The organism is Streptomyces sp. NPDC049879, assembly GCF_044461265.1.
Taxonomy (GTDB): Bacteria; Actinomycetota; Actinomycetes; order Streptomycetales; family Streptomycetaceae; genus Streptomyces.
This window is the reverse complement of the sequence record NZ_JBITKT010000001.1, coordinates 1,122,495-1,140,368: the sequence shown is the minus strand read 5'-3', so window position 1 is coordinate 1,140,368 and position 17,874 is coordinate 1,122,495. Positions and strand designations below refer to the sequence as shown.

The window sequence follows — 17,874 nt, the reverse complement described above, 5'->3', positions numbered from 1 at the left end:
GCGGGGTCAGCCGCCGCGCGGGCGGACGAGGCCGGTCTCGTACGCCGTCACGACGAGCTGGGCGCGGTCGCGGGCGGACAGCTTGGTCAGCAGCCGGTTGATGTGCGTCTTGACGGTGAGCGGGCTGACGCTGAACCGCTGGGCTATCTCGTCGTTCGACAGGCCCCCGGCCACCTCCACGAGGACCTCGCGCTCCCGCGCCGTGAGGACGTCGAGGACCGAGGGGTCGAGCGCGTCCTCGGCCGTCCCGTCCGAGGAGAGGAAGCGGGCGATCAGGCCGCGCGTGGCGGCCGGGGAGAGCAGCGACTCGCCCGCCGCCGCCAGCCGGATGGCGTGCAGCAGGTCGGCGGGCTCGGCGCCCTTGCCGAGGAAGCCGGAGGCGCCCGCGCGCAGGGCCTCCACCACGTAGTCGTCCGACTCGAAGGTGGTGAGGATGACGACCTTCACCCCGGCGAGCGCCGGGTCCTCGCCGATGGCGCGGGTGGCGGCGAGGCCGTCCATGCCGGGCATGCGGATGTCCATCAGGACGACGTCGGCGCCCGCCTCGCGGATGACCCGCAGCGCCTCGGCGCCCTCGGCCGCCTCACCCGTGACGGTCATCCCCGGGTCGGAGTCCACCAGCACGCGGAACGCGCTGCGCAGCAGCGCCTGGTCGTCCGCGAGTACGACACGGATCACGCGGACCGCCGCGAGCGGTGCGAACCGGCGTGCGCCGTCACGGACCCGCACGACTTCGCCGTCCTGCCCTGCCGCCCGTCGGGGTGGGCGTCTTCTGCGGCGGCCACGTCCGCCCCGGCCGGGCGCGGCGCGACCAGCGGCAGCGTCACGCGGACGCGGAAGCCGTGGTCGTCGCGCGGCGCGGCCTCGCAGGTGCCGCTCAGGGCGGCGGCACGTTCGCGCATGCCGGTGAGGCCGTGCCCGCTGCCGTACGCGCGGGAGGCGCCCCGCTGCTGGGCGGGGGCCGGGCGCGGCCCGTCGTCGTCCACGGTGACGGTCAGCTCGGGGCTGGCCGGGACGCCGGTGCGGACGATGCGCACCCACGCGCTGGCCGCCGGGCCCGCGTGCTTGTGCACGTTGGTCAGCGCCTCCTGGACGACGCGGTAGGCCGTCAGGTCCACGGCCGAGGGGAGCGGCCCGGCGGCGGCGGGTGCGTGCACCGACACGGTCATGCCCGCTTTGCGGAAGCCGTCCACCAGGTCGTCGAGGCCCGCGAGGCCGCGCGCCGGCTCGGTCGGGGCGATCGGCTCGTCCTGCTGCCGCAGCAGGCCGACGGTGCTCTGCAGCTCGCCCAGGGCGCGGCGGCTGGCGTCCCTGATGTGGGCGAGCGCCTCCTTGGCCTGGTCGGGGCGGGAGTCCATCACGTGCGAGGCGACGCCCGCCTGGACGTTGACGAGCGCGATGTGGTGCGCGACGACGTCGTGCAGCTCGCGGGCGATCCGCATGCGCTCCTCGGCGACGCGGCGGCGCGCCTCCTCCTCGCGGGTGCGCTCGGCGCGCTCGGCCCGTTCCCTGATCGCCTCGAACATGGCGCGGCGGCTGCGGGCGGCCTCGCCGGTGACGGCGGCGAGCGCGGTCCAGGCGAAGACGCCGAGGTTGTCGGACGAGTACCAGGGCCGCGTGCCGAAGACCATGGCGACCGGCGTCAGGACGGCGACGGTGGTGACGGCGGCGCGGCGCGTGGTGTTGCGGTCCGTGCGCAGGGCGACGGTGAACAGCGCGATGACGACGGCGATCACCAGTGAGGAGCTGCGCTGCTCGGGCTCGTAGGTGACGCTGCCGAGGACCAGTTCCGTGATGACGAGGCCGCTGACCGTGGCCAGGACGCAGATCGGGTAGCGGCGGCGCGCCACCAGCACGGCGCAGGCGGCGACCGAGATGAGGACGGTGTGCCCGGCCAGGTGCCGCTTGCCGAAACCGGTGCCCGCCGGATGCCCGTAGACCGTCACGGCGGCGCACAGAATCCCGACGAGCACGAAGGCCGCGAAGATCGCGTCGGTCGCCAGCGGGTGACGGCGTACCCACTGGCCGACGCGGATGCCTTGCTCGGGATTCACGGCGGCCGGGTCAGTCCGGGATGAGTCCGTCGTCGGTGAGCATGGCGCGCACCTCGTCGATCGACGCCTCGGCGGCGGGCAGGATCAGCTCGGACGGCTCCAGCGAGTCGTCGGGGAGCGGGGTGCCCAGCTCACGGACGGCCCCGAGGAGCGCGTCGAGCGTGCCCCTGAAGGCCTCGGCGTCGCCGCTCTCCACCTCGGCGAGCAGCTCGTCGTCGAGCTTGTTCAGTACGGGCAGGTGGCTGTCGTCGAGCCGCACCTGCCCCTCCCCCATGATCCGTACGATCATGTCGCTCCACCACTCCCGGGCGTCGTTGGTTCCGTCATCGCCTGGCGCCGCCGTCCGGCGTCACCGCGTGCGGGACGTCACTGCTTGTCGAACTTCGGGGACTCCTGCTGGGCGCCCTGGCCCTGCTGCTGCGTGCCCGCCGCGCCGCCGCCCTCGATGGCCTGCCGCCCGGACGAGCTGCCGCCGGCCAGTTCGGCCTTCATGCGCTCCAGCTCGAACTCTACGTCCGAGTTCCCCGCGATCCGGTCCAGCTCCGCGGTCAGGTCGTCCTTGGTGGTGCCGGTCGGGTCGTCCAGCGCGCCGGAGGCCAGCAGCTCGTCGATGGCGCCGGAGCGCGCCTGCAGCTCGGCCGTCTTGTCCTCGGCCCGCTGGATGGCCATGCCGACGTCGCCCATCTCCTCGGAGATGCCGGAGAACGCCTCACCGATGCGGGTCTGGGCCTGCGCGGCGGTGTAGGTGGCCTTGATCGTCTCCTTGCGGGTGCGGAACGCGTCCACCTTCGCCTGGAGCCGCTGGGCCGCGAGGGTGAGCTTGTTCTCCTCCGTCTGGAGCGTCTCGTGCTGCTGCTGCAGGTCGGAGATCTGCTGCTGGAGGCCGGAACGCCGGGTCAGCGCCTCGCGCGCGAGGTCCTCACGGCCGAGGGCGAGCGCCTTCTTGCCCTGCTCGCCGAGCTTGTCCGACTGGTTGTTCAGCTGGTTGATCTGGAGTTCCAGGCGCTTGCGCGACGTGGCCACGTCGGCGACCCCGCGCCGCACCTTCTGGAGCAGCTCCAGCTGCTTCTGGTACGAGTAGTCGAGGGTCTCGCGCGGGTCCTCGGCCCGGTCCAGGGCCTTGTTGGCCTTCGCGCGGAAGATCATTCCCATCCGCTTCATGACACCGCTCATGGACTTCGCGCGCCCCCTTCATACCGGGCTCGAACCTGTGACCCATCCTGTGATCCCCTACTACCCTACGGGGCACCCGTCCATTAGCGCACGGCCCGGCGCCGGACCGCTTCCTCCCACAGGACGATCAGGGGCGCCGGCGTCTCCCGCCTGGGGAGTACCCGGGACCCCGGCCGCATGGGGGGACGGGGTCGCGGGGGACGGGTGTTGCGGATTCGTGCCCGTCTCGCCCGGAGGGAGTCCGGCGGCAGCCCGTAGGCTGGGGGTGTGTTCCGAAGCCGTTCGAAAGAAGATTCCACCAGCGCCCCCGCCTCCTCCGAGGACGAGCAGCTGCGCAACCCGCAGGCGCCCAAGGGGCGGCCCACGCCCAAGCGCAGCGAGGCCGAGGCGCTGCGCCGCGCCACCGCCAAGACGCCGGCGAACCGCAAGGAGGCCGCCAAGCGCGCGCGGGAGCAGCGGCGCGTCGCGATGACGAAGCAGCGCGAGGCGCTGCTCTCGGGCGACGAGCGGCACCTCCCGGTCCGCGACCGGGGCCCGGTGCGGCGCTTCACCCGCGACTTCGTGGACACGAAGTGGCACATCGCCGAGTACTTCCTGCCGATCGCGGTGCTGATCCTCGTCCTGAGCATGCTGCCGTCGCTCCAGGCCAGGAACATCGCGCTGCTGCTGTGGCTCGTCGTGATCGTGGCGATCGTCCTGGACTCGATCCTCCTGACGCGCCGGCTCAAGAAGGAGCTGCGGACGCGGTTCCCGGGCGAGACCACCCGCGGCTCGGGGCCGTACGCGCTGATGCGCTCGATGCAGATGCGGCGCATGCGGCTGCCGCGCCCGCAGATCAAGCGCGGCGAGGCACCGCGCCGCTGACGCGCCACGCCCCGGCGCCGTCCACGACGGCGGGCGGGGCGGCGTCACCCGTGCGGGTCGTTCCCGCGGCGGCGGGGCCCGGCGCGCCACTACCCGGCGCGCGGCGCCCCAGCGGACAGAATGCGGCTTATGTCGCAGTCGCAGACTTGGCAGACCTCGTTGTCGTCGGCGTCGTCGGTGTCGTCGGCGCTGACCCCGGCGTCCCCGGCCCGGCTGGGAGCCGCCGTCCTGTGCGCGGCGGCGCTGCTCGCCGGGGCGTCCGGCTGCATCGCCGGCACCGCCGCCCCCGAGGGGACCGGCGCCGGGCAGGCCGCGGCGGAACCGCCCGAGCCGACCCGTTCGGGCGAGCTGCAGAACGCGTACGAGGACGTGGTCGGCGAGGTGCTGCCGTCGGTCGTGCAGATCACCACCGAGGACGGCCTCGGCTCGGGTGTGGTGTACGACGACGACGGCCACATCGTGACGAACGCGCATGTCGTCGGCGAGGGCGAGGAGTTCGAGGTCCTGCTCGCCACCCGGCAGCAGCCGGTCCCCGCCCGGCTCGTCACGGCCTACCCGCAGCAGGACCTCGCCGTCATCGAGCTGACCGAGAAGCCGGACCGGCTGCGGCCCGCGACGTTCGGCGACTCGCGGAAGGTGCGGGTGGGCCAGATCGTGCTGGCGATGGGCAATCCGCTGGGGCTGTCGTCCAGCGTGACGCAGGGCATCGTCTCGGCGGTCGGCCGCTCCGTCAGCGAGGGCGAGGGCCAGGCGACGCTGGGCAACATGGTGCAGACCTCGGCGGCCATCAACCCGGGGAACAGCGGCGGCGCGCTCGTCAACCTCTCCGGACAGGTCATCGGCATCCCGACCCTCGCCGCACGCGACCCGGGGCTCAGCGGCGGGCAGGCCCCCGGCATCGGCTTCGCCATCCCGGCGTCCACCGTCACGTTCCTCGCCGACCAGATGATCGAGCACGGGCGGGTGGTGGACTCGGGCCGCGCCGCGCTCGGCGTGACCGTCCGCACCGTCCTGGGTGACGGCTTCGAGCCCGCGGGCGCCGCCATCGTGGACGTGACGGACGACGGCCCCGCCGACCGGGCCGGGCTGCGGCCCGGCGACGTGATCGTCCGGGTCGGCGGGGAGGACGTCACCGACGTCGTGTCGCTCGCCGAGGCGCTCGCCGCCCAGCGGCCGGACGACCGGGTGAAGCTGACCTATGTGCGGGACGGCGACCGGCGCGACGGCCGCGTCACCCTCGGCGAGGCATGACGTGCCGTCCCGGCCGCCGGGCGCGGGATCACTCGTCGGCGGCGCCGTGCAGGTCCATCGGACCGTAGATCCTGTTGCCCTCGTCGAGCAGCGTCACCTGGTCCACCCCGGCCTCGATCAGCTCGGGCCAGCTCTCGCCGATCCACGACTCGGCGTCACCCTGGGTGCCGAAGTCGCCGGGGTCCTGCGGGGGTTCGACCGCGGTGCCGTCCGCCCGCTCGAAGCGCCACTCCCACGCCATGTCCGCCTCCTGCTCCCCTGCCGCGACTACCTGCCCGCAGACTAAATCACGGCACGCCCCGTGGCGCACCACCGCGCGCGCCCGCGCCCCCGGCCAGGAGGCACGCCCCGCGCGGGCCCCCGGGGGCGGCCGGAGAGGATCGACGCCATGGAGGTCACCCTGCTCGGCACCGGCGCGCCCGCCGGCCTGCCGTCCCCCGGCTGCCCCTGCGCCGCCTGCGCCCGCGCCCTCGGCCCTGAGGCGCGCACCGCGACCGCGCTGCTGATCGACGGCGTGCTGCTGCTCGACCTCACGCCGGGCACCGCCCTGTCCGCCGCGCGCGCCGGGACGTCGCTCGGCGGCGTACGGCAGGTGCTGCTGTCCCACCCGCACAGCGGCCCGCTCCCCGAGCCGCCGCCGGGGCTCCCCCCGCCGGTGCGGCTGCCGGACGGGCGGGAGCTGGCCCTGCTCACCGGCCACCGGGTGCGCGCGGTGGCGGTGGACGTGCCGGGCACCGGGTACGCCGTCACCGGCCCGGACGGCGGGCGGCTGCTGTACCTGCCGCCCGGCGCGGCGCCCGCGGGGAACGGCGACGGGCCGCCGTACGACCTGTGCCTCCTCGACGTGACGGGCCGCCCCGACGCGCTGGCCGGGCTGCGGGCCGCCGGTGCCACCGCGCTGACGACGGACCTGGTCGCCGTGCACATCGGCCACGGCGTGCCGCCCGGCGCCGAGCTGCACCGGCGGCTCGCGGCGGCGGGCACGCGCGCCGTCCCCGACGGCACGACGGTGACGGTCGGCGACTTCCGGCACGTGCCGGACCTGCCGCGCCGCACGCTGGTGCTCGGCGGGGCGCGGTCGGGGAAGTCGGCGGAGGCGGAGCGGCGGCTGGCCGCGTTCCCCGGCGTCACCTATGTGGCGACGGGCGGGCGGCGCGCGGACGACCCGGAGTGGACGGCCCGGGTCGCCGCCCACCGGGAGCGCCGCCCGGCGTCCTGGACGACCGCCGAGACCTGCGACCTCGTGCCGTTGCTCGCGGACGCCGACGGGCCGCCGCTGCTGATCGACTGCCTGGCGCTGTGGCTGACGGACGCCATGGACGCGGCGGGCGCCTGGGACGGGCCGCCGCGCGGGCTGGCGGAGCGCACGTCCGCGCTCGCCGCCGCCGTGCGCGCGACGCGCAGGACGGTCGTCCTGGTCAGCAACGAGGTGGGCTCGGGCGTCGTCCCGGCGACGCGCGCCGGGCGCCTGTTCCGCGACGAACTGGGCAGGCTGAACGCGGCGGTGGCCGCCGAGTGCGAGCACGTGCTGCTGGCCGTCGCGGGCACCGTCCTGCCGCTGCGCGGCTGACCGGGCGGGGTGCGGCGGGCAGCGCGTTCCGGCCTGTGCGCGGGCGGTAGTCTCGTGCGCATGAGTGACGGCGGTCTCAATCTGGACGACTTCGGCGACCTCATCGAGCGGCCGAGCGCACGCCTCCGCAGGTCGGCCGAGGAGCGGCGGGCCCGTACCGGCCTCGCGCCGGGGACGCTCGGGCGTCTTGACCAGGTCGGCGCCTGGCTGGCCGCCGCGCAGGGACGGGTGCCGGTGACGCCGGTGGAGCGGCCGAAGGCCGTCGTCTTCGCCGGGGACCACGGTGTCGCCTCGCTCGGTGTCTCGGCGCGGCGTCCCGGCGAGGCGGTGGCGCTGGTGCGCGCGCTGCTCGACGGCACGAGCCCCGGGGCCGTCCTCGCGCGGCAGGCCGAGGTGCCGGTGCGCGTGGTCGACATGGCGCTCGACTGTCCGCCGGACGAGCTGCCCGCCGAGGTGACCGCCCACCGGGTGCGGCGCGGCTCCGGCCGTCTCGACGTCGAGGACGCCCTCACCGCCGAGGAGGCGGAACGGGCCTTCCGCGCCGGGATGGCGATCGCCGACGAGGAGGCGGACGCGGGCACGGACCTGCTGGTCCTCGGCGACCTGTCGGTCGGCGGGACGACGGCGGCCGCCGTGCTGATCGGCGCGCTGTGCGGCACCGACGCGTCGGTGGTGACCGGCCGGGGCGGCGTGCCGATCGACGACCTGGCGTGGATGCGCAAGTGCGCGGCGATCAGGGACGGGCTGCGGCGGGCGAGGCCGGTGCTCGGCGACCAGCTCCAGCTGCTCGCGGCGGTCGGCGGCGCCGACCTGACGGCGATGACGGGCTTCCTGCTCCAGTGCGCGGTGCGGCGCACGCCGGTGGTGCTGGACGGCGTGGTGGCGACCGCCTGCGCGCTGGTCGGGCAGCGGGTCGCGTTCCGCGCGCCGGACTGGTGGCTGTCCGGCCAGGCGAGCGGCGAGCCGGGGCAGGCGAAGGCGCTGGACCGGATGGCGATGGACCCGCTGCTCGACCACGGCGTGACGGTCGGCGAGGCGACCGGGGCGCTGCTGGCGCTGCCGCTCGTACGGGCCGCGGCGGCGCTGGCCGCCGAACTGCCCGAACGGCCCGAGCCCGCGCCCGACACGGCGGCGTCAGGGCCCGGCGACGAACCGGAACCGGCCGTCATCTCCGACGCGACCTGACCCCCGCTCCCCGCGAGGCGGCCCGGAGCGGCACACGCCCCGGCCAGGGCACCACCACTCCCGCCGCACGGCCCACTGGAACGCAGACGCCGCAGCGGCACTCCCGGGGGGCGCGAGCGCGGTTGCAGCGTGCCGCGTCCCCGTGCGGGTCATGACCCGGTGCATCGCGGCCGCGTCCGCAGCCGAGAGCGACCGGCGCCGGGCGACCGTCCGGCCCGGGGTCCGTCGGAGCGACCACCCCTCGTGGGCCGACTCATCGGGCACATGGCCCCCGGCCACCGGCAACCCGGCAGCGAGCGACCGGCGCCGCCCAGCGGACCTTCGCCCCGGCCCGGCACGGCAGGGCGGCCGTCCACCGGGGGCACGCCGCACACGTCGCGGCTTCCGGCAGGCCCCGCCCCCGGAACCGGGGCGATCGGGCGGCCCCGGTCGGCGCGGCACCGGGCGGGCAGTGGGTCAGCGGGCCCGTGCGAGGCCGCCGTGTCCGTGGCGGCAGCGGCATCGTCCACCGGCGACGGTCCCGCCGGTTACGGCGGGGCCGCTCACTGGACCAGCTGGAGGTGCGGATGGTCCGGGGATGCCGGGCAGGCGTACAGCTGCAGGTCGTAGCCCCTGGCGAGGCTGAGCATGGTCGGGTTCGTGAGCTCGGAGCCGATGGCGGTCAGGGCGCGGGCACGCTCCTCGGCGGGAATCCAGCTCTCCTCGTCGGCGTCCCCTTCCGACGAGGAGATGGTCAGCAGCGGGTCCATCCCGGTGCCGCACGTGGAGCAGAAACGGGGCATGGGATCGGTGAGGCCCCAGCGGGTCCAGCCACCGGCCTTCCAGCCGGGGGCGAGGGACAGCCCGCCGCGGTAGGACTCGCGGTAGAAGTCCTTCTCGTAGGGCGCCTCGGAGCTGTCCGGTACGACACCGGCCGCCTGCCACCTCTTGCGGTCCTCCAGCTGCCTCTGCAACTCCCGGTCCAGCTCCATGAGGTGGGGGTACTCGGTGACCTCCTCGGGCGCCAGCAGGCACGGCTCCGGCAGATAGCCGGAGAACTGGATCACGGGCGGTTCCGGCGGCGCGTCGAGGACGTCGGCGACCTCGGCTGCGGACCGCCAGAACAGCGCGGTCCTGGGCTCCGCCGGGTGGTCGAAGGGGCACCACAGCACCTGGAGTACATCGGCCGCGGCCTGCCCCGGCGGGCGCAGGAGGGGGACGTCGCGAACGTACAGCTGGGCCACGGGCAGCAGGGGGACCGGGCCCTCGGGCCACGGCGCGTCGGCCTTCTCGCCGGCCGCCGCCCGGTGGAGCCGCCACTGCCGTTCGCCCTCCGGCGTGACGGGGTCGTTCACCCCGTCCCACTTGTGCGGGCCGGCGCAGTGCGGCCACGGCTCGTCCGCCGGCCACAGCAGGGAGCCGCCGACGGAGCTGTCGTGGGGTGACGGCTTTCCGGGGCGGGGGTGCAGCCGGGTCGCGGTGCGTGCCAGCGGTGCCAGCCGCGGGACGATCGCGGTCACGTCGGCCGGGCGCGGCGGCGTGGTGCGGACGCGGAGCAGGGCGGCGATGCTCCCCGCCCGTTCGGCGCACACCGACCTGATCTCGCCGAGGAACCGCGGATAGTGCTCGCCGAAGGTGTTCAGCGCGTGCCACACCGCGTCGATCGCCGCGACGAGCGGGGCGGGGTCGGCGGCGGCGAGGACGGCGGGAAGGGCGAAGTGCGGCTGCGATATCAGTCCCGGGGTGTGCGCCGGGACGGCCATGTGGACGACCTCGACGTACGTGCGTCCGGTGTCCGCAGACGGGGGCGGGACGTACGGCGGCCGCTCCGGCTGGGTCGCCCCGCGCACCGACGTGTCCGGCACATGGGGGTCGGAGCGCAGGGTCGCCCACATGCGGGCGGTGTCGTCGAACGGCGGCGGCAGCGGGCGTCCCTCGGCCAGTTCGGCGAGCGCGTGGGCGACCCAGGGCAGGCCGGTCAGGCCCGCTGTCTCGCAGGCCCGCCGCGCGGCCAGCAGTGCCACGGCGCGCTGGACCCCGGGCCCCGCGACATCGAGGGCGTGCACCAGCTCGCTGTCGAAGCGGAGCAGACCGAGGACGTTGCTCCCGGAGGCGTCGCGCAGCCGATCGCTCGGCAGCCGTCCGCCCCACTCCCACTCCTCGTAGTGCAGTCGCCGCGCCTCGGCCGCCCGTGCGGCACGCTCCTCGGCCGCCCGTGCGAACAGTTCGCGGGTCCGGCGCGCGGCCTCGGCCTGCTGCGCGGGCGTGCGCGGCGTCGCGCGCGCGTAGCCGTGCATGTCGTCGGCGGTGTCCGACGTCTGGCGGACCACGCGGGCCGGGGCGGGCGGGGCGGGCCAGAACTGGAGGAGGTAGCCGTCCACCGGGAGCTTTCCGGCGGTTCCGGCGGGCAGCTCCACCGCGTCGTCCATCCCCCGGGCGCACCATCTGACCCGGTAGTCGGTCCGTATCAGCCCCAGGTCCCACGCCTCCCCGCCGTCCCAGCGGACCAGGCGCGTGCGGTCGGACGCGGGGCGGAAGGAGGCCTCCACCACGTCCTCCCAGTCCTCGTCGAGTCCGGGGGCCTCGTCGTGGACCTCCACGACGAGGGGGACGTCGCCCGAGTACCGGCCGGTGTACAGGAGGACGGCTCCTGGGACCGCGACCCCGCACAGACCCGCGTCCTGGCCCGCGAACGCCTCGCGCAGGTCCGGTCTCGCGGCGTCCGGACCGCTCACGACATAGATCCGACGGTCGTGGACCTGCACCTCGCCTGCGACGGGCCTGCGCACAGCACTCACCTTCTCCGGGCCGAGGACGGCCCGGAAACCCCTGCTGGACGAGCCGTCACGCGCTCCGCATCATGCCGTGCGCCACTGACAACGGCCGCCACCGCCCCCGGAAGACGCCGCGCTACCCGTCCCCGGCCCCGTCCCCCTTGCCGCCGCCCTGCGGGGTCGGGGTGCCGGCGAGCAGGTCGTCCACGCGCTGTTCGAGGCGTCCCCAGCGGCGCGAGTGCTTCTCCGCCCGGCGGCGCGCCCGCTCCGCCGTACGCGGGAAGTGCGGGTAGACGCGCCGCGCCCAGAACGAGTCGGGCCGCGCGAGCCGCACCGCGCCGACCAGCGCCACCAGCGGGACGAGGATGCCGAAGACGGTGGTCCTGTACTTCCCCTTCAGCAGCGCGATCAGCGCCAGCAGGAAGTTGACCAGCAGCGTCACGATCAGGCTCCGCCGGTCGAGCCACGTCTCAGGGCCCGCCCCGGCCACGCCGAACGGCAGGAAGCCGCACAGCAGGACCGTGCACAGGGCCCCCGTCAGCACGAACGCCTCGACGCTCTTCTGGCCCTGCTCGGTCCAGTACACGTCCTGCATGTAGAGGATCAGCGCGAACTCGTCCATCACCAGGCCCGCCCCGATCCCGAAGACGATCGCCGTCACCGCCGCGACCCACCCCCGGCCGGACGCCGCGACGCCCCCGAAGCCGCCGACGCACATGAGGATCACACCGGGCACCACGTGGTGCAGGTGCTTCCCGCCCGCCGACAGGTCGTGGAACGGCCCCTTGCCCGCGCGGATCAGACGCGTCACACAGCGCGTCACCAGGAAGGTCACGACGAACGCGACCAGGGCGAGGAGCAGCGGGAGCTTCCCCGCGTCCACGATGTTGCGCTGCCACCAGTCCACTACCCCGTCCATGGCCTTCAGCCTGTGCCGCTACCCTCCGGTGCGATGAACGCCACGCCGCCCCCGCCCCCCGCCGGGCCTCCCCCGGCCACCAGGACGGACGCACGCAGCGCCCTCCGCTTCGCCTTCGGGACGCTCACCGTGCTGCCCGTACGGCCGCCGGAGCGCTGGGACCGGCCGACCGCGCGCGGCGGGATGCTGTGCGCGCCGCTCGCCGGTCTCGTCACCGGCCTCGTCGTCTGCCTGCTGTCCTGGCTGCTCCTCGAACTGGAGGCCGGTGCGCTGCTGACGGCCGTCCTCGCCGTGGCGCTGGGGGCGGCGCTCAGCCGCGGCCTGCACCTCGACGGGCTGGCCGACACGGCGGACGGGCTCGGCAGCCGCCGCCCCGCCGCCGAGGCGCTGCGGGTGATGAAACGTTCCGACATCGGCCCGTTCGGCGTGCTGGTCCTCCTGCTGACGGTGCTGGCCCAAGTGGCGGCGGTCGCCGAGCTGTACGGGCACGGGCGGCCGCGCGCGCTCACCGCCGTCGTGTGCGCGGCGGTCGTCTCGCGCGCCGCGCTGACCTGGGCCTGCCGGGCGGACGCGCCGCCCGCCGCGCGGCCTGACGGGATGGGCGCGACGGTCGCGCGGACCGTGCCGACCGGGGCGGCGCTCGCCGTCGCGGGCGCGGTGGCGTTCGCGTCGGCCGTCGCCGGTGCCCTCGCCTGGGACCGGCCGGCGGTGGGCGCGCTGGGCGGGCTGCTGTCCGTCCTGGTCGCGCTGGCGGCGGCGGAGCTGCTGCTCCGTCACTGCGCGCGCCGCTTCGGCGGGTTGACGGGCGACGTGCTCGGGGCGTGCGCCGAGACGGCGGGAACGGCCGCGCTGCTGGTCTGGACCGTGACCGCGCCCTGAGCCGGGTCCTGGCCCGTCCGGCGTAGTCTTCTGCCCGACGCGCCCGCCCGGCGGCCGGGCGGTGACCGCGCCGACGACGACGCCCCGAAGGAAACGGAACCACCTCACGTGACTGAACTGACCCTCAGCAACCTCTCCGCCACCTCCGTCCCCGCGGACGCGGTGGTCGTCGGCATCGCCCGGGGTGAGTCCGGCCCGGTCCCCGCGCCGGGGCCCGCGGCGGCCGCGGCCGTGGACGAGGCGTTCGGCGGCGGCCTGGCGGCGGCGCTCGCCACCGTGGGCGCCAAGGGCGACACGGAGGAGATCACCAAGCTGCCCACCCCCGAGGGGCTGCCCGCGCCCCTCGTGGTCGCCGTCGGCCTCGGCGAGGCCCCGGCGGACGGGACCGGGTACGCGCCCGAGACCCTGCGCCGCGCCGCCGGTGCCGCCACCCGCGCCCTGGCGGGCTCGGAGCACGCCGTCCTGGCGCTGCCCCTGGCCGACGACGCGGCGGTGGCGGCCGTCACCGAGGGCGCGCTGCTGGGCACGTACACCTTCACCGCCTTCCGCGGCCGCGGCCACGAGGGCACCCCGCCGCTCGCCCGGATCACCGTCCTCGACCCGGGCGCGGCGGACGCGGCCCACGCGGCGGCGGCCGAGCGCGCCCTCGTCGTCGCCGAGGAGGTCGCCCGCACGCGCGACCTGATCAACACCCCCGCCAACGCGCTGACCCCCGCCGACTTCGCCGACCTCGTCGCGACCGCCGCGCCCGAGTACGGCGTCGAGGTGGAGGTGCTCGACGAGGAGGAGCTGACCGCCGGGGGCTACGGCGGCATCCTCGGCGTCGGCATGGGCTCGGCGTCGCCGCCCCGGCTGGTGCGCGTCGCCTGGACGAGCCCGGCCGCCGCCGCGACGCTCGCCCTGGTCGGCAAGGGCATCACCTACGACTCGGGCGGCCTGTCCCTGAAGCCGGTCGGCGCGAACGAGACGATGAAGTGCGACATGAGCGGCGCCGCCGCCGTCTTCTCCGCCGTGATCGCCGCCGCGCGCCTCGGCCTGCCGGTGAACGTGACGGGCTGGCTCGCGCTCGCCGAGAACATGCCGTCGGGCTCCTCGCTGCGCCCCGGCGACGTCCTGACCACGTACGACGGCACCACCGTCGAGGTCCTCAACACCGACGCGGAGGGCCGCCTCGTCCTGGCCGACGCCCTGGCGCGCGCCTGCGAGGAGTCCCCCGACGCCGTGGTGGACGTGGCGACGCTGACCGGCGCGATGGTGCTGGCGCTCGGCAAGCGGATCTTCGGCGTGATGGCGAACGACGACGCGTTCCGCACGCTGCTGCACGAGACGGCGGAGCAGGCGGGTGAGCAGTCCTGGCCGATGCCGCTGCCCGCCGAGCTGGGCGAGAGCCTGAAGTCGCCGCTCGCCGATCTGAAGAACGTGGGCGAGCGGATGGGCGGCGGGCTGACGGCCGGGGTGTTCCTGAACGAGTTCGTGGCGGAGGGCGTCCGCTGGGCGCACCTGGACATCGCGGGGCCCGCCTTCAACGACGGCGGCCCGTTCGGCTACACCGCGAAGGGCGGCACGGGCGTGTCGGTGCGCACCCTCGTCCGGCTGGCCGAGCGCGCGGCGAACGGCGAGCTGAGCGGCTGACCGCCGCGGGACGCCGCCCCCGGTACCCCGGTACCGGGCGGCGTCCGCCCTTTCGGCGCAGCGTGCGAAGATGGGGTCCGGCAGGACAGGGCCCGGCTAGCCCATCCAGGCGAGCCGCACACCGCCGTATCCCCCCGGCGGCCGACAACCCCATCTTGGAGGAACGTGACGTGGCGAACGACGCCGGCACCGTTTACGACCTGGTGATCCTCGGTGGGGGCAGCGGTGGATACGCCGCGGCCCTGCGGGCGTCCCAGCTCGGTCTGGACGTCGCCCTCATCGAGAAGAACAAGCTCGGCGGCACCTGTCTGCACAACGGCTGCATCCCGACCAAGGCCCTCCTGCACGCCGGCGAGATCGCCGACGCCGCGCGGGACGGCGGCGAGTTCGGGGTCAGGACCACCTTCGAGGGCATCGACATCGCGGGGGTGCACAAGTACAAGGACGGCGTGGTCGCCGGCCTGTACAAGGGCCTCCAGGGCCTGGTCGCCTCCCGCAAGATCACGTACGTGGAGGGCGAGGGCCGCCTGTCGTCCCCGACCTCCGTGGACGTGAACGGCACGCGCTACACCGGCCGGCACGTCGTGCTGGCCACCGGTTCCGTCCCCCGGTCCCTGCCGGGGCTGACGATCGACGGCGACCGGATCATCTCCTCGGACCACGCGCTGGTCCTCGACCGGGTGCCGAAGTCGGCGATCGTGCTGGGCGGCGGCGTGATCGGCGTCGAGTTCGCCTCGGCGTGGAAGTCGTTCGGCACCGACGTGACCATCGTCGAGGGGCTGCCGCACCTGGTGCCCGCCGAGGACGAGGACAGCTCCAAGCTCCTGGAGCGCGCCTTCCGCAAGCGGGGGATCAACTTCTCCCTCGGCGCCTTCTTCCAGTCGGCCGAGTACACCGCGGACGGTGTGCGCGTCACGCTGGCGAACGGCAAGACCTTCGAGGCGGAGCTGCTGCTCGTCGCCATCGGCCGCGGCCCCGTGTCGCAGGGCCTCGGTTACGAGGAGAACGGCGTCGCCCTCGACCGCGGCTTCGTGGTGGTGGACGAGTACTGCCGCACCTCCGTGCCGACGATCTCGGCCGTGGGCGACCTCATCCCCACCCTCCAGCTGGCGCACGTCGGCTTCGCCGAGGGCATCCTGGTGGCCGAGCGGCTCGCCGGTCTGTCGCCGGTGCCGATCGACTACGACGGCGTGCCGCGCGTCACCTACTGCCACCCCGAGGTCGCCTCGGTCGGCATCACCGAGGCCCGTGCCAAGGAGCGGTACGGCGCGGACCAGGTGGTGACGCTGAGGTACAACCTGGCCGGGAACGGCAGGAGCAAGATCCTGAAGACGGCGGGGGAGATCAAGCTCGTACGCGTCAGGGACGGCGCCGTCGTCGGCGTCCACATGGTCGGTGACCGGCTCGGTGAGCAGGTGGGCGAGGCCCAGCTGATCTACAACTGGGAGGCGCTGCCCGCCGAGGTGGCGCAGCTCATCCACGCCCACCCCACGCAGAACGAGGCGCTGGGCGAGGCCCATCTCGCCCTCGCGGGCAAGCCGCTGCACTCGCATGACTGAGTTCGGCACGACTGGCCGTGGCATGACCGACCGCAGTACGACCGACCCTGGCGCGTCACCACCGGAGCGCGTCTCCATCCGCCACTTTTCGTAAGGAGCAACAGAAACCATGGCGGTTTCCGTAACCCTTCCGGCGCTCGGCGAGAGCGTGACCGAGGGCACCGTCACCCGCTGGCTCAAGGCCGAGGGCGAACACGTCGAGGCCGACGAGCCGCTGCTCGAGGTCTCCACCGACAAGGTGGACACCGAGATTCCCGCGCCCGCCGCGGGTGTGCTGTCGTCCATCAAGGTGGCCGAGGACGAGACGGTCGAGGTGGGCGCCGAGCTGGCGGTCATCGACGACGGTTCCGGCGCGCCGGCCGCCGCGCCCGCCCCGGCGCAGCAGGAGCAGCAGGAGCAGCAGGAGCAGCAGCAGGAGGAGGCCCCGCAGGCCGCCCCCGCGCAGCCCGAGCCCGCGCAGCAGCAGGAGCAGGCCCCCGCCGCCCCGGCGCAGTCCTCCGGCGGCGGCGCCGCCGAGGGCACCGACGTCACCCTGCCCGCGCTGGGCGAGTCGGTCACCGAGGGCACCGTCACCCGCTGGCTGAAGCAGGTCGGCGACTCGGTCGAGGCCGACGAGCCGCTGCTTGAGGTGTCCACCGACAAGGTCGACACCGAGATCCCCGCCCCGACCTCCGGCACCCTGCTGGAGATCACGGTCGGCGAGGACGAGACGGCCGAGGTCGGGGCGAAGCTGGGCGTCATCGGTGCCGCGGGCGCGGCCCCGGCGCGGCAGCAGGAGCAGGCCCCCGCCGCCCCCGAGCCGGCGAAGGCGCCCGAGACCCAGACCCGTGCCCAGGCCCCGGCGCAGCCCGAGGCGAAGCCGGAGCCGAAGCCCGAGCCCGAGCAGAAGCAGGCGCCCGCCCAGGCGCCGGAGCCCACCCGGGCGCCCGCGCAGCCGCAGGCCCAGGCCCCGGCCGCGCGCCGTACGCAGGAGGCCGCCCCGGCGGCCGACGGCGCGTACGTCACGCCGCTGGTGCGCAAGCTGGCGTCCGAGAACGGCGTGGACCTCACGTCGGTCAAGGGCTCAGGCGTGGGCGGCCGCATCCGCAAGCAGGACGTCCTGGACGCGGCCGAGGCGGCGAAGGCCGCCGCGGCGCAGCCCGCCCAGGCCGCCGCCGCCCCGAAGGCCGCGGGCCCCGCCCCGGTCCAGCCGTCGCCGCTGCGCGGCCAGACGGTGAAGATGAGCCGCATCCGCAAGGTCATCGGCGAGAACATGCTGAAGGCCCTGCACAACCAGGCGCAGCTCTCGACGGTCGTCGAGGTGGACGTGACCCGGGTGATGCGGCTGCGGGCGAAGGCCAAGGACGCGTTCCTGGCGCGCGAGGGCGTGAAGCTGTCGCCGATGCCGTTCTTCGTGAAGGCCGCCGCCGAGGCGCTGAAGGCGCACCCGGCGATCAACGCGAAGATCAACGACGACGGCACCGTCACGTACCACGACGTGGAGAACGTCGGCATCGCCGTGGACTCCGAGAAGGGCCTGATGGTCCCGGTCATCAAGGGCGCGGGCGACCTGTCCCTGGCCGGCATCGCCAAGAAGACGGCGGAGCTGGCGGGCAAGGTCCGCGGCAAGGGCCTGACCCCGGACGACATGTCCGGCGGCACGTTCACGATCAGCAACACCGGGTCGCGCGGCGCGCTGTTCGACACGATCATCGTGAACTACCCGCAGGTCGCGGAGCTGGGGATCGGCGCGACCGTGCGCCGTCCCGTCGTGGTGAACCACCCCGACCTCGGCGAGACCATCGCCGTCCGGGACATGGTGTACCTGACCCTCTCGTACGACCACCAGCTGGTGGACGGCGCGGACGCCGCCCGCTATCTGGGGGACGTGAAGGCGCGTCTCGAGGCGGGCCAGTTCGAGGGTGAGCTGGGTCTCTGACCCACGCCGCCCGCCGGCCGTTCCACCCCGCGCCCCGCCCGGAGCCTCCGGGCGGGGCGCGGGCTGTTGTGAGCGCTTATCGTCGGCGAACGGCACAACCAACGGCACCATCAACGA

At 75.1% G+C, this 17,874-nt stretch carries 15 protein-coding genes; 8 read left to right on the top strand and 7 right to left on the bottom strand.

Features of this window, described 5'->3' with window-relative positions; all coding sequences use genetic code 11:
- Positions 1-6: 6 nt before the first annotated feature.
- The 4 genes from ACIBPC_RS05345 to ACIBPC_RS05330 all read right to left on the bottom strand — a co-directional run bounded on the left by ACIBPC_RS05345 (position 7) and on the right by ACIBPC_RS05330 (position 3,215).
- Positions 7-678 (bottom strand): response regulator, encoded by a 672-nt coding sequence (locus ACIBPC_RS05345; RefSeq protein ID WP_398841426.1) that lies wholly within the window; start codon positions 676-678, stop codon positions 7-9.
- Positions 675-2,054 (bottom strand): sensor histidine kinase, encoded by a 1,380-nt coding sequence (locus ACIBPC_RS05340; protein WP_398841424.1) that lies wholly within the window; start codon positions 2,052-2,054, stop codon positions 675-677. The genes ACIBPC_RS05345 and ACIBPC_RS05340 overlap by 4 nt, the downstream gene beginning before the upstream one ends.
- 10 nt (positions 2,055-2,064) lie before the next feature.
- The gene (locus ACIBPC_RS05335) at positions 2,065-2,343 is read right to left on the bottom strand and encodes a hypothetical protein (protein WP_362963410.1); all 279 of its coding nucleotides are present in this window, start codon (positions 2,341-2,343) and stop codon (positions 2,065-2,067) included.
- 77 nt (positions 2,344-2,420) lie between these two features.
- The gene (locus tag ACIBPC_RS05330) at positions 2,421-3,215 is read right to left on the bottom strand and encodes a PspA/IM30 family protein (RefSeq protein ID WP_362963412.1); all 795 of its coding nucleotides are present in this window, start codon (positions 3,213-3,215) and stop codon (positions 2,421-2,423) included.
- 279 nt (positions 3,216-3,494) lie between these two features.
- Here ACIBPC_RS05330 and ACIBPC_RS05325 point away from each other — a divergent pair, with 279 nt between their 5' ends.
- Both ACIBPC_RS05325 and ACIBPC_RS05320 read left to right on the top strand, forming a co-directional pair.
- The gene (locus tag ACIBPC_RS05325) at positions 3,495-4,091 is read left to right on the top strand and encodes a DUF3043 domain-containing protein (RefSeq protein WP_362963414.1); all 597 of its coding nucleotides are present in this window, start codon (positions 3,495-3,497) and stop codon (positions 4,089-4,091) included.
- 129 nt (positions 4,092-4,220) lie between these two features.
- Positions 4,221-5,342, top strand: a complete 1,122-nt coding sequence (locus ACIBPC_RS05320) for a S1C family serine protease (protein WP_398841422.1) — start codon at positions 4,221-4,223, stop codon at positions 5,340-5,342.
- A gap of 28 nt (positions 5,343-5,370) precedes the next feature.
- Here ACIBPC_RS05320 and ACIBPC_RS05315 read toward each other — a convergent pair whose 3' ends face one another.
- Positions 5,371-5,583: a hypothetical protein gene (locus tag ACIBPC_RS05315; RefSeq protein WP_362963418.1), complete on the bottom strand. Its 213-nt coding sequence runs from the start codon at positions 5,581-5,583 to the stop codon at positions 5,371-5,373.
- A 147-nt stretch (positions 5,584-5,730) separates the two neighbouring features.
- Here ACIBPC_RS05315 and ACIBPC_RS05310 point away from each other — a divergent pair, with 147 nt between their 5' ends.
- The gene (locus tag ACIBPC_RS05310; RefSeq protein WP_398841421.1) at positions 5,731-6,912 is read left to right on the top strand and encodes a bifunctional adenosylcobinamide kinase/adenosylcobinamide-phosphate guanylyltransferase; all 1,182 of its coding nucleotides are present in this window, start codon (positions 5,731-5,733) and stop codon (positions 6,910-6,912) included.
- A gap of 60 nt (positions 6,913-6,972) precedes the next feature.
- The gene (locus ACIBPC_RS05305; protein WP_398841420.1) at positions 6,973-8,097 is read left to right on the top strand and encodes a nicotinate-nucleotide--dimethylbenzimidazole phosphoribosyltransferase; all 1,125 of its coding nucleotides are present in this window, start codon (positions 6,973-6,975) and stop codon (positions 8,095-8,097) included.
- Positions 8,098-8,639: 542 nt separating this feature from the next.
- Here the strand turns inward: ACIBPC_RS05305 and ACIBPC_RS05300 are convergent.
- Both ACIBPC_RS05300 and ACIBPC_RS05295 read right to left on the bottom strand, forming a co-directional pair.
- Positions 8,640-9,635 carry a hypothetical protein gene (locus ACIBPC_RS05300; protein ID WP_398841777.1) on the bottom strand — a complete coding sequence of 332 codons (996 nt, stop codon included), beginning with the start codon at positions 9,633-9,635 and terminating at the stop codon, positions 8,640-8,642.
- 1,351 nt (positions 9,636-10,986) lie between these two features.
- A complete protein-coding gene (locus tag ACIBPC_RS05295; protein ID WP_398841419.1) occupies positions 10,987-11,769 on the bottom strand; it encodes a hypothetical protein in 783 nt (260 codons plus the stop codon).
- Positions 11,770-11,802: 33 nt separating this feature from the next.
- On the opposite strand from ACIBPC_RS05295, the gene ACIBPC_RS05290 reads away from it, so the two are divergent.
- The 4 genes from ACIBPC_RS05290 (at position 11,803) to sucB (ending at position 17,757) form a co-directional block, all read left to right on the top strand.
- Positions 11,803-12,648, top strand: a complete 846-nt coding sequence (locus tag ACIBPC_RS05290) for an adenosylcobinamide-GDP ribazoletransferase (RefSeq protein ID WP_362963426.1) — start codon at positions 11,803-11,805, stop codon at positions 12,646-12,648.
- Positions 12,649-12,756: 108 nt separating this feature from the next.
- On the top strand, positions 12,757-14,280 hold the full coding sequence (locus ACIBPC_RS05285; protein ID WP_398841417.1) for a leucyl aminopeptidase: 1,524 nt from the start codon (positions 12,757-12,759) through the stop codon (positions 14,278-14,280).
- Positions 14,281-14,450: 170 nt separating this feature from the next.
- Entirely contained in the window at positions 14,451-15,839 is a 1,389-nt protein-coding gene (lpdA, locus tag ACIBPC_RS05280) for a dihydrolipoyl dehydrogenase (protein WP_362963430.1), read from the top strand.
- A 109-nt stretch (positions 15,840-15,948) separates the two neighbouring features.
- A complete protein-coding gene (gene sucB / locus ACIBPC_RS05275) occupies positions 15,949-17,757 on the top strand; it encodes a 2-oxoglutarate dehydrogenase, E2 component, dihydrolipoamide succinyltransferase (protein WP_398841416.1) in 1,809 nt (602 codons plus the stop codon).
- Positions 17,758-17,874 lie beyond the last annotated feature (117 nt).

Bases quoted from the DNA above. Each gene is read 5' to 3' on its own strand.
- ACIBPC_RS05335 (WP_362963410.1), bottom strand. From the start codon at position 2,343: ATGATCGTACGGATCATGGGGGAGGGGCAGGTGCGGCTCGACGACAGC.
- ACIBPC_RS05330 (WP_362963412.1), bottom strand. From the start codon at position 3,215: ATGAAGCGGATGGGAATGATCTTCCGCGCGAAGGCCAACAAGGCCCTG.
- ACIBPC_RS05320 (WP_398841422.1), top strand. From the start codon at position 4,221: ATGTCGCAGTCGCAGACTTGGCAGACCTCGTTGTCGTCGGCGTCGTCG.
- ACIBPC_RS05315 (WP_362963418.1), bottom strand. From the start codon at position 5,583: ATGGCGTGGGAGTGGCGCTTCGAGCGGGCGGACGGCACCGCGGTCGAA.
- ACIBPC_RS05310 (WP_398841421.1), top strand. From the start codon at position 5,731: ATGGAGGTCACCCTGCTCGGCACCGGCGCGCCCGCCGGCCTGCCGTCC.
- ACIBPC_RS05305 (WP_398841420.1), top strand. From the start codon at position 6,973: ATGAGTGACGGCGGTCTCAATCTGGACGACTTCGGCGACCTCATCGAG.
- ACIBPC_RS05295 (WP_398841419.1), bottom strand. From the start codon at position 11,769: ATGGACGGGGTAGTGGACTGGTGGCAGCGCAACATCGTGGACGCGGGG.
- ACIBPC_RS05290 (WP_362963426.1), top strand. From the start codon at position 11,803: ATGAACGCCACGCCGCCCCCGCCCCCCGCCGGGCCTCCCCCGGCCACC.
- sucB (WP_398841416.1), top strand. From the start codon at position 15,949: ATGGCGGTTTCCGTAACCCTTCCGGCGCTCGGCGAGAGCGTGACCGAG.